Genomic DNA, 14,699 nt, shown 5'->3' on the forward strand with positions numbered 1-14,699 from the left:
GGTGGGGTGCTCTCTCCGCGAGTCACGCCGTGGAGAGCGCCCCACCCGCCGCGCTCTGACGAGCGCGTCGGCCTCCCCCGCAAGCGGGAGAGGCGGAGTTCGCGGTTAGTTAGGCGCGACCCCTCACACGTTCGACCCATGGATCGCGTCGATCACCGCATCCGTCACTTCCTTGGTCGTCGCCTTGCCGCCGACGTCGGGCGTCAGCACGCCGGCCGCGCAGACCTTCTCGACTGCGGTCATCAGGCGCGCCGCGGCGTCCTTCTCGCCGAGATGCTCCAGCATCTGCGCGCCGGTCCAGAAGGTCGCGACCGGATTGGCGATGCCCTTGCCGGTGATGTCGAAGGCCGAGCCGTGGATCGGCTCGAACATCGAGGGGAAGCGGCGCTGCGGGTCGATGTTGCCGGTCGGTGCCACGCCGAGGCTGCCGGCGAGGGCGCCGGCGAGATCCGACAGGATATCGGCGTGCAGATTGGTCGCGACGATGGTGTCGAGGCTCTTCGGATGGAGTGTCATCCGCACCGTCATGGCATCGACCAGCATCTTGTCCCAGGTGACGTCGGGGAAGTCCTGCGCCACTTCGGCCGCGATTTCGTCCCACATCACCATGCCGTGGCGCTGCGCGTTCGACTTGGTCACCACGGTGAGGAATTTGCGCGGCCGCGACTGCGCGAGCTGGAATGCATAGCGCATGATCCGCGTCACGCCGACCCGGGTGAAGACCGCGACTTCGGTGCCGACCTCTTCCGGCAGGCCCTTGTGGGCGCGGCCGCCCATCCCGGCATATTCGCCCTCCGAGTTCTCGCGCACGATCACCCAGTCGAGATCGCCGACGCCGACATTGCGCAGCGGCGAGGCGACGCCAGGCAGGATCTTGGTCGGCCGCACATTGGCGTACTGGTCAAAGCCCTGGCAGATCGGCAGGCGAAGGCCCCACAGCGTGATGTGGTCGGGCACGTCGGGCGCGCCGACCGCGCCGAAATAGATTGCGTCAAATTTCCTGAGCTCGGCGAGGCCATCGGCCGGCATCATCACGCCGTGCTTCTTGTAATAGTCCGAACCCCAGTCGAAGGTCTTGACGTTGAAGCTGATGTCGCCGGAGCGCTTGGCCAGCGCCTCCAGCACGCGGACGCCCGCCGAGATCACTTCGGGGCCGATGCCGTCGGCTGGAATGGCGGCGATGGAATGGGTACGCATGGGTTGTCTCCGGATGGGTTAGCGGGTTCGCAGGGGATCGGGTTGCGGTTCGGCCGCGGCCGGCGCGCCTTGCGCGCGCGACAGCAGCAAGGTGAGCACGGCAGAGAGCACCAGCAGGCCGGCGACGAAATAGAGGCCGCCGTCAAAGCTGCCGGTGCGTTCCTTGATCCAGCCGATCATCGCCGGGCCAACGAAGCCGCCGAGATTGCCGATCGAATTGATGGTGGCGATGCCGGCCGCGGCGGCCGAGCCCGACAGGAACATGGTCGGCATGCTCCACAGCGGCGGCTTCGAGGAGGAAATGCCGATATTGACCAGCGTAAGCGCGGCTATCACGGCAACGAGCCCGGTCCACAATCCGGCAAGCGCCAATCCCGCCGCGGCCATCAGGCAGGCCAGCACCACGTGCCAGGTGCGCTCGCCGGTGCGGTCGGAATGCCGCGCCCACAGCACCATCGCGACCACGGCGATGGTTGCCGGCACCGCGTTGAGGAAGCCGACCTGGATCGACGACAGGCCGAACGCCTTGATGATCTGCGGCGCCCACACACCGAGCGTGTAGAGCCCGGCCGAAGTGCCGAAATAGACCAGCGCCAGCGCCAGCACGCGCGGATCGGCAAGCCCGCGCCAGATGCTGTGGCTCGCGGTCGCGGCCTTGCCGTCAGTCTCGGCCTTCATGGTCTTGACCAGCCAGGCGCGCTCGTCGTCGGCCAGCCATTTCGCCTGCTCCGGCCGGTCGGTGAGGAAGCCCAGCACCACGAAGCCGAGCAGCACGGCGGGCACGGCCTCAAGCACGAACAGCCATTGCCAGCCCTTGAAGCCGAGCATTCCGTCCATCTCCAGTAGCGCGCCGGAGACAGGCGAGCCGAGCACGGTCGAGAGCGGCGCCGCAGCCATGAACAGCGCGGTGACGGCCGCGCGCTGCCGCGCCGGGAACCAGTAGGAGAGGTAGAGGATGATCCCGGGGAAGAAGCCGGCTTCGGCGGCGCCGAGCAGGAAGCGCAGCACGTAGAAGCTGGTCGCGCCCTGCACCAGCGCCATCGCCGCCGACACGATACCCCAGGTGATCATCACCCGCGCGATCCAGATCCGCGCGCCGACCTTGTGCAGGATAATGTTGGAGGGCACCTCGAACAGGAAGTAGCCCCAGAAGAAGATACCGGCGCCGAAGCCATAGACCGTCGGCGACAGCCCGATGTCCTTGTTCATGGTCAGCGAAGCGAAGCCGATATTGACGCGGTCGATGAAGGCCACGAAGTACAGCAGCATGATGAACGGCACGATGCGCAGTGAGATCTTGCGCAACACGCGCGTGCCAAGCTGGCTTTCCATGGGCTTCCCCGGAGTTCGTCTTGTTGTTGGGACGGCGCGTGTCGCCGCACCACCGGGAAGCCTAGAAGGCCGCGCCCTTCCGGTTCAATCCGTGTGGGTTTATACAAAAAAATGATATAATCGCCGCAGCCGTCAAGCGGCGGATGAGAACGCACAGGAACACCTCTTGGAACTGCACCAGCTTCGCTGCTTCGTGGCGGCTGCCGAGGAACTGCATTTCGGCCGCGCCGCGCAACGTCTGCAGATGATGCCGTCGGCGCTGGGCCGTCACATCAAGCTGCTGGAAGAGGATCTCGGGGTGCGGTTGTTCGCACGGACCACGCGTGCGGTGTCGCTGACCGAGGACGGTGCAACGTTGCTGCGCGAGGCACGCGCACTGCTCGGCCGCGCCGAGGCGATCGAGGATGGCTTTCGCCGCCGGCTGCGCAAGCCGCAGGCGCGGCGCTTCCGGATCGGCGCGATCGACAGCGCCGCGGCCGGCCTGCTGCCGCCGCTGCTGCGCGACGTCCGTGCCATCCATCCCGACGTTGCCGTGCAACTGCTCGAGGAGAAGACGATCCGGCTGCTGCCGAAGCTATTGTCCGGTGCGCTCGATCTCGCGTTCGTGCGCCCGCCGGAGCGGCCCGACCGCCGCATCGAGTTTTTTCCTCTGCTGCAGGAGACCGCCGTGGTGGCGCTATCGCACACGCATGCGCTGGCGCGGCGCAAGCAAATCGTGTTGCCCGATATCGCCGATCAGCCCCTGATCGTGCCGGAGCGCCGCTCGCGGCCGCACAGCCACGATCTCACGACAAAGCTGTTCGACGAGGCCGGGCTGACGCCGCGCATCCAGGAGATCGCCGACGAGAAGCAGACCATCGTCAACATGGTCGCGGCAAGGCTCGGGGTCGCCATCGTGCCGCGCTGGACCGCGCGGATGGCGATCCCGGGCGTGCGTTTCGTTCCCCTGAGACTCAAGCGCGGAAGCGCCGCCGGCCGCCTGCCGCTCGCCGCCGCCTGGCTGAAAGGCTCCCGCGATCCGGTCCGCGACCAGGTGATCGCGGTGCTGGATGCAAGGTTGAAGAGTTACGCGCGAGACGCCTGAAGTGGAACCGAACCTGGTGACGTCTCGCCTGCACAAAGACTCGCAGGGCCTGCTCGGATACCTGCGAACGGACGAGACCGCCATGGATGCCTGGACGAAATCCCTGCTTGGCGCGACGGTGGTCGCGATCGTCGGCTATTTCGCCATCGTCTATGGCGGCTGTGCGCTGGATCCAGGATGCCATCTGCGCACCTGCTACGGGCATCGCGCTTGCGGTGTGATCTATGACAAGACCAATGCCGCGTCGGCGCATTGACGCGGCGGTTGGTCCCCTAACGCTCCCGGCGTTCTGACGCCCCGGTTTCCGGTGCAGGATAGAGGGCAGCCGCTGCGATCGCGCCGGCGACCGCGCCAATGGCCGCGAGGACGAATGGAGCCGCAAACGCCGATGCCACCTCCGTTGTCACGAGCATCGCCCCCAGCGCGGCGATGCTGATGGCAAAACCGGCCTGGCGGACGATCATTGTCATCGCGGAGGTCATGCCGGCCTGCGCCGGCGGCGCGAGCGCCAGCGCGACGCTCCCCAGTTGCGGGTTCGCCAGCGCCGCCCCAACGCCGATCGTCAGCATGCCGGCGACCGTTGCGATGCCGCGCATCGCTGTTTCGGCGGACAACGCCGCGATCACCAGCAACACATCTCCGGAAGCGATGATGCCGAAGGCGGCCATGAAGAAACGCCGCCAGCCCCATTGGGTGACGAAGCGGCCACCCAGCAGCGGGACCAGCAGCATCGGCAATGTCGCCGCGAGCAAGGCCATGCCGGCCACTTCCATGCTGACATGCAGGCCCGTGCTCAGGAACAGCGGCAGATAGACCAACACCGCCCAGTAGCCGAACTGAATCGAAGTCAAGGACGCGCCGACCCCGATCATCGGCGCGGCCGCGAACACGCGCGGGTCGAGCACCGGATTGCGGCTGCGCCACTGCTGCCGGACGAATGCGAATGCTGCCGCTGCGCTCGCGATCAGGCCGGCCGCCCTGACGGTCGGCGGCGCGTCGTGCCTCAACAGCGCGTCGATCGCGAGACCCAGCGACAGTGTCAGCAGCGCGATACCCCAGGGATCGAGCGGGCGTCCGCCGGGCTCGCGCGTCTCCGTGACGACCCGAGGCACAGCGAAGGCCAGCGTCAGGCAAAAAGGGATGTTGGCATAGAAGATCCAGCGCCAGCCGAACCAGGCGGCAAGCAATCCACCCAGCGTAGGGCCCAGAGCCATGGCAACGCCCGAGATCGTCCCAATGGTGGCGAAGGCTTGCGCCCGCCGATGCTGGTGCGGGAATGCGCCGGCGACCAGCGCGAGCGCGCCTGTACCCAGGAAGGCGGCACCCACGCCTTGCAGCGCACGTGCCGTGAGCAGCAACGGACCGCTCGTCGCCGCGCCGCAGCCGATCGAGGCCAGCAGAAACACGATGTTGCCGCCAAGCATCGCGCGGCGGCGGCCGAAGCGATCCGCAAGCGCGCCTGATGCCAGCAGCGCGCCGGTGAAGGCAAGGCTGTAGGCGTCGATGACCCAGGCGGAGCCGGCGACGGCAAATCCGAGATCGCCGGCAATGCCCGGCATGGCGACCACGACCGCGGTCACATCGAACAGGATCAGGAATGCGCCAAGGCCGAGAACGAAGGTGGTCAGGTTCGATCGCTCGCGGGCGACCTCGGTCGAGCGATCGTGCATGTCACGCTGCCTCCCAATCCCTGCCCGGGGTTGCACCCGCACGAGGTCTGCGTACGCCCGTCCTGCTGCCAGCATGGTGTCAGCAGGGCCGGCTGCCTGAACCTGTTTGCGATCGGGGCGCACCAACTTGCAAAGCGAGTGTCATATTGGCCTGCTAGTTGCGCCTTGCCCTTGCGCATCCTGCGCCGGAAGTCGCCCGACGCTTCGCAGGCATTTTTTGACCGGAGGGATCATGCTCCGCATCGTCACGTGTCTGACGCTTTTGATTTCCCTTCATGCGGCCGCGGCCCAAGACAGGGCGCCGGGCGCCCCACCGCAACCCTATCTTGGCGGCTCCACAACGCCGCCGACTGATTTGCCGTCCGGGATCGGCAGTTATTGCATCTACGATAACCTCATCTACTCGATTGGCTCGCCCATCTGCGTCGGCAAGACGAGCTACGTCTGTGCTCCTGCGACAAACGAAGCGGAGCTCAATCAGCGGGCGTATTGGTCAGCAAGACCAGCTGACCCAAAACTGACCGCGCCGGTGTGCCAGTAGCACGCGAAGCTGCATCCTCATCCTCACGTGTCATCGCCCGGCTCGGCCGGCGATCCAGTACGCGGCGGCCGAAAGCCAGGACCCATTACCCGCATTGTTGCTCGGCGGCTGGGGCCGCTGTCCCGCTCATCACCGACGGCGGTGGTTATGGGTCCTGGCTTTCGCCAGGACGACGTTGGAGAGCTGTATATGGCCCACCGGCGGTTCCTCCGGGTGGATCCGGTGCCGGCGCAGCTCAAATCTCCCCGGTTTTGCGGATCGGCCATGAGTTCCCTGTCGGTAGACTCGCGTTATGTTATAATATAACAGTCTGTCCATGGCGCATACGCACACCCACGACCACCACCATCACGGCCACGCCCATCCCCATGGGCACAGCCATGGCCCGGCCGCGCATCCGGCCCAGACCGCGCACTGGTCGATCCTGCGGATGCCCGTGCCGGCCCGGCTGCTCGCCGCCCTCGCGGTCTCTGCCGGCCTGTGGGCCGTGGTCTGGCTGGCGATGAGGTGAAACCCGTGGCTGCTCTTGTCACCTTCCGCGACGTCACCCTCGGCTATGACCGCCACCCGGCGGTGCACCATCTCAACGGCACCGTCGAGGCGGGCGCGCTGCTGGCCGTGATCGGACCGAACGGCGCCGGCAAGTCGACGCTGCTGCGCGGCATTGCCGGCGTGCTCAAGCCGCTGTCGGGGGTGATCGATCTCGACGGGCTCGAGCACCGCGACATTGCCTATCTGCCGCAATCCGCCGACATCGACCGGACGTTTCCGATCTCGGTGTTCGATTTTGTCGGCACCGGGCTGTGGCGCTCGACCGGCTTCTTGGGCGGTATCGGCAAGGCCGCGCGCGGCAAGATTTTGGCGGCGCTCGCCGCGGTCGGCCTCAACGGCTTCGAGAACCGGCCGATCGGCACGCTGTCCGGCGGCCAGATGCAGCGCATGCTGTTCGCGCGCGTGCTGCTGCAGGACGCCCGCCTGATCGTGCTCGACGAACCGTTCAACGCCATCGATGCCAAGACCACCGCCGATCTGCTTGATCTGGTGAAGCGCTGGAACGGCGAGGGCCGCACCGTGCTGGCGGCGCTGCACGACCTCGACATGGTGCGCAACAACTTCCCGGAAACGCTGCTCCTGGCGCGCGGCCCGGTGGAATGGGGCCCGACCGCGCAGACGTTGACGGCTGACAATCTGACGGTCGCGATGCGGATGTGCGAGGCCTTCGACGACAGTGCCGCGGCCTGCGCCGCCGACCCGCGCTCGAGGGCTGCCTGACGCCGATGCTGACAGACGCGCTGATCACGCCCTTTACCGAATTCGAGTTCATGCGCCGCGCGCTGGCGGCCGTGATCGCGCTGTCGCTCGGCGGCGCACCGATCGGCGTATTCCTGATGCTGCGGCGGATGAGCCTGGTCGGCGACGCCATGGCGCATGCGATCCTGCCGGGCGCCGCGATCGGCTTCCTGATCTCAGGGCTCAATCTGTTCGCGATGACGACCGGCGGCCTGATCGCGGGCTTCACCGTCGCGCTGCTCGCGGGCCTCGTCGCCCGCACCACCGAGCTGAAGGAAGACGCCTCGCTCGCGACCTTCTATCTGGTCTCGCTCGCGCTCGGCGTCACCATCGTCTCGATCAAGGGCACCAATATCGACCTGCTGCACGTGCTGTTCGGTAATATTCTGGCGATGGACGACCAGACGCTGCTGGTGATCGCGTTCAATGCCACGCTCACGCTGCTGGTGCTCGCGGTGATCTATCGGCCGCTGGTGATCGAATGCGTCGATCCGGTGTTCCTGCGCACCGTGAGCCGGGCCGGCGCGCCGGCGCATCTCGCCTTCCTCGCGCTGGTCGTGGTCAACCTCGTCAACGGTTTCCACGCGCTCGGCACGCTGCTCGGCGTCGGGCTGATGATCCTGCCCGCGGGCATCGCGCGGTTCTGGTCGCGCGACATCACCACCATGATCTGCATCGCCGTCGCGAGCGCGATGCTGTCGGGCTATGCCGGCCTGGTGCTGTCCTATCAGACCCGGATTCCCTCCGGTCCCGCGATCATCCTGATTGCCGCGGGGCTCTATATCGTGTCGCTGCTGTTCGGCAATGTCAGCGGCCTGGTGCGGCAGCTGTTTCCTGGTCGCCATCTCGAGGCATGATGATGCGCCGTCTGTTTGGGCTGATTTGTCTGGCGCTGGTGCTGGCGAGCGGCACGGCGCGCGCCGCCGACCGCATCAATGTGGTGGCGAGCTTCTCGATCCTCGCCGACATGGTGCGCAATGTCGGCGGCAATGACGTCGACGTGGCAGCGTTGGTCGGGCCCGATGGCGACGCACATGTCTATGCGCCGACGCCGGCAGACGCCAAGAAAGTCGCCGACGCCAAGCTTCTCGTGATCAACGGCCTTGGCTTCGAGGGCTGGCTGCCGCGGCTGCTGCAGGCGTCCGGCAGCAAGGCGCCGGTCGCGGTGGCGACCAAGGGGATCATGCCACGGAAAATGGGCGGCCATGACGATCCGCATGCCTGGCAATCCGTCGCCAATGCCAAGATCTACGTGGTCAATATTCGGGACGGGCTGATCGCCGTGGCCCCGGACCGGGCGGCCACCTTCAAGGCCAACGCCGACGCCTATCTGGCCAGGCTGGAGGCGCTCGACCGCGACGTGCACGAGGCGGTGGCGAAAATACCGGAGGCGCGGCGCAAGGTGATCTCGACCCACGGCGCATTCGGCTATTTCGCCGACGCCTACGGGATCACGTTCTTCTCGCCGCTCTCGGTCTCCACGGATTCCGAGCCCAGCGCGCGCGACATCGCCGCCATCATCGCCCAGATCAAGGTTGCGAAAATTCCGGCAGTTTTTCTTGAAAATATCAGCGATCCGCGCCTGATCGAGCGGATCGCGGCCGAGACCGGCGCCCGGGTCGGCGGCACCCTGTATTCGGACAGTTTGACGGGCGAAAAGGGCCAGGCACCCACTTACATTGATATGGTCAGGCACAATATAAAGGCCCTGACCAGCGCGCTCGCCGAGTAGGGGCAGGGGCCTCCCTGCCGGGGTTGAGCGCGAACCCAAGTTCCCGGAGTTGTTATGGCTGAAGCTTCGCAAAAAATTCCTGTGACCGTGCTGACGGGCTATCTCGGCGCCGGCAAGACCACGCTGTTGAACCGCATCCTGTCGGAAAACCACGGCAAGAAATACGCCGTCATCGTCAACGAGTTCGGCGAGATCGGCATCGACAATGACCTCATCATCGGCGCGATGAGGAAGTGTTCGAGATGAACAATGGCTGCGTCTGCTGCACGGTGCGCGGCGACCTCGTCCGCATCATGGACGGCCTGATGAAGCGCAAGGGCAAGTTCGACGCCATCATCGTCGAGACCACCGGCCTTGCCGATCCGGCGCCGGTCGCACAGACCTTCTTCGTCGACGAGGACGTGCAGAAGACGCCCGGCTCGATGCAGTGGTGACCGTCGCCGACGCCAAGTGGCTGAGCGACCGCCTCAAGGATGCGCCGGAAGCCAAGAACCAGATCGCGTTCGCCGACGTGATCGTGCTGAACAAGACTGATCTGGTCTCGAAGCCCGAGCTCGCCGAGGTCGAGGCCCGCATCCGCGGCATCAATCCGTACGCAAAACTGCACCGCACCGAGCGTTGCCAGGTCGGGCTGACCGACGTGCTGGAGCGCGGCGCGTTCGACCTCGACCGCATCCTGGAGATCGAGCCCGATTTCCTCGAGGCCGGCGACGATCACGACCATGATCACGATCATCATCACCACGACCACGATCATCACCATCATCACCATGATCACGACCATGGCCATGGCGGGCTGAAGCACTATCACGACGAGGACATGCAATCGCTGTCGCTGCGCTCGGAGAAGCCGCTCGATCCGACCAAGTTCATGCCCTGGCTGCAGAACCTCGTCGCCACCGAGGGCCAGAAGATCCTGCGCTCGAAGGGCATCCTCGCCTTCACCGGCGATGACGACCGCTATGTGTTCCAGGGCGTCCACATGATGCTGGAGGGCGACCACCAGCGCAAATGGAAGGACGGCGAGAAGCGCGAGAGCCGCGTCGTGTTCATCGGTCGCGAACTGCCGGAGCAGGCGATCCGCGACGGCTTCGAGCAGTGCATCACCACGTGATGAAAGAGTTCGATCCGGGCGAGGCCCCTTCTTCCATCGTTTCGATCACCGACCGCGTCAAGCCGCTTCCGCTCGGCGCGGCGGTTGGCTCCGTGCATTTCCTCGGCGACCGCGCGTTCTTCGTCGGCGCCGAGGAGAGTGTCGCGATCGCGACCGCCGACGGCGAGATCACGCGGACCGAGACGCATTTCGGCGCCATCCTGTGCGCGGCCTCCGACGGCAAGCGGCTCGTCACCGGTGGTGACGACGGCAAGCTGATCGCGATCGATGCCAAGGGCGAGACCTCGACGGTCGCAACCGACGCCAAGCGGCGCTGGATCGACAATGTCGCGCTGCATGGCGACGGCACCGTGGCGTGGTCGGCGGGCAAGACCGCCTTCGTGCGCAATCCCAAGGGCGAGGAGAAGACCTTCGAGGTGCCGTCGACCGTCGGCGGGCTGGCGTTCGCGCCGAAGGGGCTGCGGCTCGCGATCGCGCATTACAACGGCGTGACCTTGTGGTTTCCCAACATGGCCGCCAATCCGGAATTCCTGGAATGGGCCGGCTCGCATCTCGCGGTCACCTTCAGCCCGGACAACAAGTTTCTCGTCACGGCGATGCACGAGGCCGCGATGCACGGCTGGCGGCTCGCCGACAACCGGCACATGCGGATGAGCGGCTATCCCGGCCGGGTGCGCTCGATGTCGTGGAGCGTCGGCGGCAAGGGTCTTGCGACCTCGGGCGCCGATACCGTGATCGTCTGGCCGTTCACCAGCAAGGACGGGCCGATGGGCAAGGAGCCGGCGATGCTGGCGCCGATGCCGGCGCGGGTCGCCGTGGTCGCCTGCCATCCGAAGAACGACATCATGGCGGTCGGCTATGCCGACGGCACCGTGCTGATGGTCCGGCTCGAGGACGGCGCCGAGATCCTGGTGCGGCGGAATACCGGCGCGGCGGTGTCGGCGCTGGGCTGGAATGCCAAGGGCACGCTGCTCGCCTTCGGCACGGAAGATGGTGACGCGGGCATCCTGGAAATGTAAGAGATCGCTGCATCCGAGGCGTATTCGAGCGAACTGGGTACCGGCAGCGTCATGCGATTTCTCACGACATTCCAGCTCGCCGACTTCCTCGACACGCTGGTCAGCCTGACGTCAGCCTTCGTGCTCGGCACCCTGATCGGCGCCGAGCGGCAGTACCGGCAGCGCACCGCGGGGCTGCGCACCAACGTGCTGGTCGCGGTCGGCGCGGCCGCCTTCGTCGACCTCGCGATGCATCTGGCGGGCGCCGACGGTGCGGTGCGGGTGATCGCCTATGTGGTGTCGGGGATCGGCTTCCTCGGCGCCGGCGTCATCATGAAGCAGGGCATGGACGTACGCGGCCTCAACACCGCGGCGACGCTGTGGGCCTCGGCCGCGGTCGGCTCCTGCGCCGGCGCGGACCTCGTGGCGCAGGCCGCGGCGTTGACCGTGTTCGTGATCGCCGGCAACACGCTGCTGCGTCCGCTGGTCAACGCCATCAACCGTATTCCGCTCAACGAGAAGGCGCTGGAGGCGACCTACTACTTCAAGGTCGTGGTCACCGCGGAGGTGCTGCCTGATGTGCGCGACGCCGTCGTGGAGAAGCTCGAGGCCGCGAACTATCCGGTCGCCGATGTCAACGTGGTCGAGGCCGGCGACGACTTCCTCGAGATCGTGGCGGAGCTGGTCTCGACCGCGGTCGAACCCAACGAGCTGAACGCGGTGGTGGTCGAAATGCAGCATCAGCCCGGCGTGCGCCACGCGACCTGGGAAATCAGCACCACGGATTGAGGCGGTTCCCCGCAGGCGGCGCCCAGGAACCATGCGGTGGCCGGATCGTTGACCTCGCTGACACGACGCGGGGTGAACGAGAGTGGCTGCGGATCGAAGCAAGTTGCGGGCGGACGTGGTGATCGCCTCCACGCTGGTGGCGGCAGGCGTCGCGATCGCGGCGCTGTCGCTGCACGCAATCAACGCATCGTCGCCGCAAGAGCTGGCGCAGGCGACCCAGCCGCTGCAGGCGCCGCCGACGCCGGAGCCGCAGAAGACCGCGCCGCCGGCCGAGTCAAAACCCGGCGGCGAACGGCCCACCACGCCGGCGCCGGAGCCGGCGCGTCCCGATGCCGAGGCGCAGAAGGCCGGCGCCAAGCCGGTGCTGCCGCCGGCGCCCGCCGAGAAGACCGCACCACCGATCGAGAAGAAATAGGCTCTCCGGTCAGCGCATGTGACGCGCATTTGACTGACGCTGCCGATTATACGGTCTCGCCTCCGTCATCCCCGCCCGCCATAATCCGTCGTCTTGCCAACGACAGATGGGGCTATCCATGAAGATCGAAGACGTCCGGCGCACCGCCTATTCGATGCCGCTCACCAACCCGTCGTTTCCGCCGGGGCCGTACCGGTTCTTCGACCGCGAATATTTCATCATCACTTACAAGACCGACCCGGAAGCGCTCGCGGCCGTGGTGCCGGAGCCGCTCGAGGTTGCCGAGCCCGTGGTGAAGTATGAATTCATCCGCATGCCGGACTCGACCGGCTTCGGCGACTACACCGAGACCGGGCAGGTGATCCCGGTCCGCTGCAAGGGCGAATTGGGCGCCTACACCCACGCGATGTATCTCGACGACGAGGGCCCGATCGCCGGCGGCCGCGAGCTGTGGGGATTTCCGAAGAAACTGGCAAAGCCGAAGATTGAGGTCGAGAGCGACGTCCTGGTCGGCTCGCTGCATTACGGCTCGGTGCTGTGCGCCTCCGCCACCATGGGCTACAAGCATCGCAAGGTCGACCACGACACCGTGCTGAAATCGATGACGGCGCCGAACTTTATTCTCAAGATCATCCCGCATGTCGACGGCAGCCCGCGGATCTGCGAGCTGGTGCGGTTTCATCTCGAGGACATCACCTTGAAGGAGGCATGGACCGGCCCCGCCGCGCTCGGCCTGTTTCCTCACGCGCTGTGCGACGTCGCCCGTCTGCCGGTGCGCGAGGTGGTCTCGGCGCTGCACTACAAGGCCGATCTGACGCTCGGCCTCGGTTCGGTGGCGTTCGACTACATGGCGAGATGACGAGGTGACGGGGTGCGCCATGGCGCACCCCAATGTGTTGCGGTTAGTGCGCGTTGTCCTTTGGCAACAGCGCCGCGAAACTCTGATCGAGCGCGGCGTCGGCTTTCGCAAGCTTGTCGCGCTGCGCGGCAAGCCAGGCCTTGTCGGCATCGAGGCGCTGCTGCGCTTGCTTGAACATGCGCGCGGTCTCGGCCGGCTGCGGTCCGCCCACGCCCTTGGTGTGCGTCACGATCCATTCCGGCGACATCACCTCCCTGAATTCAGCCTCGCTCATCGGGAACGGCTGCGCGGGCATGTTGAACTTGGCGAGCGTCTTGGCGAACAGGTCGGTCACTTCGCTGAACGGAATGGTCTTGGGCGTGAGGTCCAGTGGCCGTGCGTAGCTGACCATCTGCGAGGCGAAGCCGTGTCCGACGCGGAACGGAATCTTGTGCGCTTCGAGCAGTAGCTCGGCGAGGTTCATCGTCGAGGTCCAGTCGCTCTCCAGCTCCTCCTTGGCGCGCGCCTTGTTGACCACGATCGCATCGAACACCCGGTCGGTGGCGGTGACCATCTTGATGGCACGCGGGAACAGGCCGATATCCTCGGACTCGGCCTTGGAGTCGACCATGCCCGACATGACGTTGTGCGCGCGGATCGACACCGCACCCGACAATCCCACCACGTCCGAAGCGGCGATCCTCGCCTGCATGATCAGGCCTGGATTGCGCTTCTGCGGCATCGAGCTGCTGGTGTAGGTCGAGCCCTCCTGCAGCAATAACCACGGTCGCACCTCGGCGTATTGCGTATGCAGGTCCTGCATCATCACGCCGATACGAATAGCGGCTGAATTGGCGATCGCGGTGGCCTCGAGCTGGTTGTCGAAAGGGATCACCTGGTTGGCATCCATCGAATTCTCGACGATGCCGTCGAAGCCCAGCAACTGGGCGAGCCGCGCGCGATTCAGCGGCCAGATCGAATCGGACATCACGCCGACGCCCATCGGGCTGAGGTTGAGCCGGCGATAGGCCTCGCTGACGCGCTGCTGGTCGCGCTCGAACGATTCCTCATAGGCCAACAGGTAGTGACCGTAGGTGATCGGCACCGCCTGCACGCCGTTGGTATAGCCAGGCATCAGCGCATCGAGATTGTCGGCCGCCCTGGCGAGCAGCTTGCCACGCAAGCCGAGCAAAGCATCGGCAAAATCGAGCGTCTGGTTGCGCAGCTTGGCGGCGCGGAAGGTCGCATACATATCCTGGCGGCTGCGTCCGGCATGGATGACGGAGCTTGCTCGCCGACCTTGTCGGTCATGATCTTCTCAATCTGGAGCACGTCGCTCGGGCGTTTGCCGTCCGGCTGCTGGGCCTGCTTGATCGTATAGTCCACGCCCTTGGCGATCAGCTGGCCGACGTCCTTCGGGAAGATGTTCTCTTCCACCAGCATGACGGTGGAAGCCTTGTTGATCTTGTTGAGCCAGTAGAACTGGTCCTCGGCGGCGTCCGCCTTGCTGGTCGAGGGCAGCGCGCCGCTCGGCGCATTGGCGCCGATCTTGGCGGCGTTTTCGTTGCATTCCTGCGTGGTCTTGCAGGGCAACTGCCCGGTGTCCGCGGCCAGAGCGCTGGACGCGATCAGGAGGCCAGCGGCTCCCGCGATGCAGGCAAGTTTTTTCATGCGATCCTCCCAGATTGCTTGCGGCCGG

General features: G+C 66.1%; 16 protein-coding genes and 1 pseudogene. 12 read left to right on the forward strand and 5 right to left on the reverse strand.

All coding sequences use genetic code 11. From position 1 onward, the window contains the following. Positions 1–123 precede the first annotated feature (123 nt). Both ALC15_RS31100 and ALC15_RS31105 read right to left on the reverse strand, forming a co-directional pair. A complete protein-coding gene (locus ALC15_RS31100) occupies positions 124–1,197 on the reverse strand; it encodes a tartrate dehydrogenase (RefSeq protein WP_050630592.1) in 1,074 nt (357 codons plus the stop codon). Between the two features lie 18 nt (positions 1,198–1,215). After that, complete coding sequence (locus ALC15_RS31105; protein WP_050630593.1) at positions 1,216–2,529, reverse strand: MFS transporter; 1,314 nt, start codon at positions 2,527–2,529, stop codon at positions 1,216–1,218. Between the two features lie 166 nt (positions 2,530–2,695). Here ALC15_RS31105 and ALC15_RS31110 point away from each other — a divergent pair, with 166 nt between their 5' ends. Together ALC15_RS31110 and ALC15_RS31115 are read left to right on the forward strand one after the other, a co-directional pair. After that, a complete protein-coding gene (locus ALC15_RS31110) occupies positions 2,696–3,613 on the forward strand; it encodes a LysR family transcriptional regulator (protein ID WP_050630594.1) in 918 nt (305 codons plus the stop codon). A 16-nt stretch (positions 3,614–3,629) separates the two neighbouring features. Then, positions 3,630–3,869 carry a hypothetical protein gene (locus ALC15_RS31115; protein WP_128089633.1) on the forward strand — a complete coding sequence of 80 codons (240 nt, stop codon included), beginning with the start codon at positions 3,630–3,632 and terminating at the stop codon, positions 3,867–3,869. 16 nt (positions 3,870–3,885) lie between these two features. Here ALC15_RS31115 and ALC15_RS31120 read toward each other — a convergent pair whose 3' ends face one another. After that, positions 3,886–5,283: an MFS transporter gene (locus tag ALC15_RS31120; protein ID WP_050630596.1), complete on the reverse strand. Its 1,398-nt coding sequence runs from the start codon at positions 5,281–5,283 to the stop codon at positions 3,886–3,888. Between the two features lie 232 nt (positions 5,284–5,515). Here ALC15_RS31120 and ALC15_RS43600 point away from each other — a divergent pair, with 232 nt between their 5' ends. From ALC15_RS43600 to ALC15_RS31165, 10 genes and pseudogenes are all read left to right on the forward strand, one after another. After that, complete coding sequence (locus ALC15_RS43600) at positions 5,516–5,824, forward strand: hypothetical protein (protein WP_128089634.1); 309 nt, start codon at positions 5,516–5,518, stop codon at positions 5,822–5,824. Between the two features lie 316 nt (positions 5,825–6,140). After that, a complete protein-coding gene (locus ALC15_RS31125) occupies positions 6,141–6,335 on the forward strand; it encodes a hypothetical protein (protein ID WP_050630597.1) in 195 nt (64 codons plus the stop codon). A 5-nt stretch (positions 6,336–6,340) separates the two neighbouring features. Beyond that, positions 6,341–7,096 (forward strand): metal ABC transporter ATP-binding protein, encoded by a 756-nt coding sequence (locus ALC15_RS31130; protein WP_050630598.1) that lies wholly within the window; start codon positions 6,341–6,343, stop codon positions 7,094–7,096. A gap of 5 nt (positions 7,097–7,101) precedes the next feature. Beyond that, the gene (locus ALC15_RS31135; protein WP_050630599.1) at positions 7,102–7,971 is read left to right on the forward strand and encodes a metal ABC transporter permease; all 870 of its coding nucleotides are present in this window, start codon (positions 7,102–7,104) and stop codon (positions 7,969–7,971) included. Between the two features lie 2 nt (positions 7,972–7,973). Then, a complete protein-coding gene (locus ALC15_RS31140; RefSeq protein ID WP_050630662.1) occupies positions 7,974–8,846 on the forward strand; it encodes a metal ABC transporter substrate-binding protein in 873 nt (290 codons plus the stop codon). Positions 8,847–8,900: 54 nt separating this feature from the next. Continuing rightward, a pseudogene (locus ALC15_RS31145) lies at positions 8,901–9,960 on the forward strand (CobW family GTP-binding protein). Beyond that, on the forward strand, positions 9,960–10,979 hold the full coding sequence (locus tag ALC15_RS31150) for a WD40 repeat domain-containing protein (protein ID WP_050630600.1): 1,020 nt from the start codon (positions 9,960–9,962) through the stop codon (positions 10,977–10,979). The pseudogene ALC15_RS31145 and the gene ALC15_RS31150 overlap by 1 nt, the downstream one beginning before the upstream one ends. Before the next feature lie 51 nt (positions 10,980–11,030). After that, on the forward strand, positions 11,031–11,747 hold the full coding sequence (locus ALC15_RS31155; protein ID WP_050630601.1) for an MgtC/SapB family protein: 717 nt from the start codon (positions 11,031–11,033) through the stop codon (positions 11,745–11,747). Positions 11,748–11,829: 82 nt separating this feature from the next. Further along, positions 11,830–12,162, forward strand: a complete 333-nt coding sequence (locus tag ALC15_RS31160; RefSeq protein WP_050630602.1) for a hypothetical protein — start codon at positions 11,830–11,832, stop codon at positions 12,160–12,162. 118 nt (positions 12,163–12,280) lie between these two features. Beyond that, the gene (locus tag ALC15_RS31165) at positions 12,281–13,021 is read left to right on the forward strand and encodes an acetoacetate decarboxylase (protein ID WP_050630603.1); all 741 of its coding nucleotides are present in this window, start codon (positions 12,281–12,283) and stop codon (positions 13,019–13,021) included. A gap of 43 nt (positions 13,022–13,064) precedes the next feature. Here ALC15_RS31165 and ALC15_RS31170 read toward each other — a convergent pair whose 3' ends face one another. Continuing rightward, entirely contained in the window at positions 13,065–14,252 is a 1,188-nt protein-coding gene (locus tag ALC15_RS31170; RefSeq protein ID WP_200914708.1) for a lyase family protein, read from the reverse strand. Then, positions 14,135–14,671 (reverse strand): hypothetical protein, encoded by a 537-nt coding sequence (locus ALC15_RS45200; protein ID WP_200914709.1) that lies wholly within the window; start codon positions 14,669–14,671, stop codon positions 14,135–14,137. Before ALC15_RS45200 ends, ALC15_RS31170 begins: the two co-directional genes overlap by 118 nt. Positions 14,672–14,699: the final 28 nt, after the last annotated feature.

The sequence above is a fragment of the Bradyrhizobium viridifuturi genome, from assembly GCF_001238275.1.
In the GTDB taxonomy this organism is placed as follows: Bacteria; Pseudomonadota; Alphaproteobacteria; order Rhizobiales; family Xanthobacteraceae; genus Bradyrhizobium; species Bradyrhizobium viridifuturi.

Bases quoted from the DNA above. Each gene is read 5' to 3' on its own strand.
- ALC15_RS31150 (WP_050630600.1), top strand. From the start codon at position 9,960: ATGAAAGAGTTCGATCCGGGCGAGGCCCCTTCTTCCATCGTTTCGATC.
- ALC15_RS31165 (WP_050630603.1), top strand. From the start codon at position 12,281: ATGAAGATCGAAGACGTCCGGCGCACCGCCTATTCGATGCCGCTCACC.
- ALC15_RS31100 (WP_050630592.1), bottom strand. From the start codon at position 1,197: ATGCGTACCCATTCCATCGCCGCCATTCCAGCCGACGGCATCGGCCCC.
- ALC15_RS31170 (WP_200914708.1), bottom strand. From the start codon at position 14,252: ATGTATGCGACCTTCCGCGCCGCCAAGCTGCGCAACCAGACGCTCGAT.
- ALC15_RS31140 (WP_050630662.1), top strand. From the start codon at position 7,974: ATGCGCCGTCTGTTTGGGCTGATTTGTCTGGCGCTGGTGCTGGCGAGC.
- ALC15_RS31135 (WP_050630599.1), top strand. From the start codon at position 7,102: ATGCTGACAGACGCGCTGATCACGCCCTTTACCGAATTCGAGTTCATG.
- ALC15_RS31155 (WP_050630601.1), top strand. From the start codon at position 11,031: ATGCGATTTCTCACGACATTCCAGCTCGCCGACTTCCTCGACACGCTG.
- ALC15_RS31105 (WP_050630593.1), bottom strand. From the start codon at position 2,529: ATGGAAAGCCAGCTTGGCACGCGCGTGTTGCGCAAGATCTCACTGCGC.
- ALC15_RS31125 (WP_050630597.1), top strand. From the start codon at position 6,141: ATGGCGCATACGCACACCCACGACCACCACCATCACGGCCACGCCCAT.
- ALC15_RS43600 (WP_128089634.1), top strand. From the start codon at position 5,516: ATGCTCCGCATCGTCACGTGTCTGACGCTTTTGATTTCCCTTCATGCG.
- ALC15_RS45200 (WP_200914709.1), bottom strand. From the start codon at position 14,671: ATGAAAAAACTTGCCTGCATCGCGGGAGCCGCTGGCCTCCTGATCGCG.
- ALC15_RS31120 (WP_050630596.1), bottom strand. From the start codon at position 5,283: ATGCACGATCGCTCGACCGAGGTCGCCCGCGAGCGATCGAACCTGACC.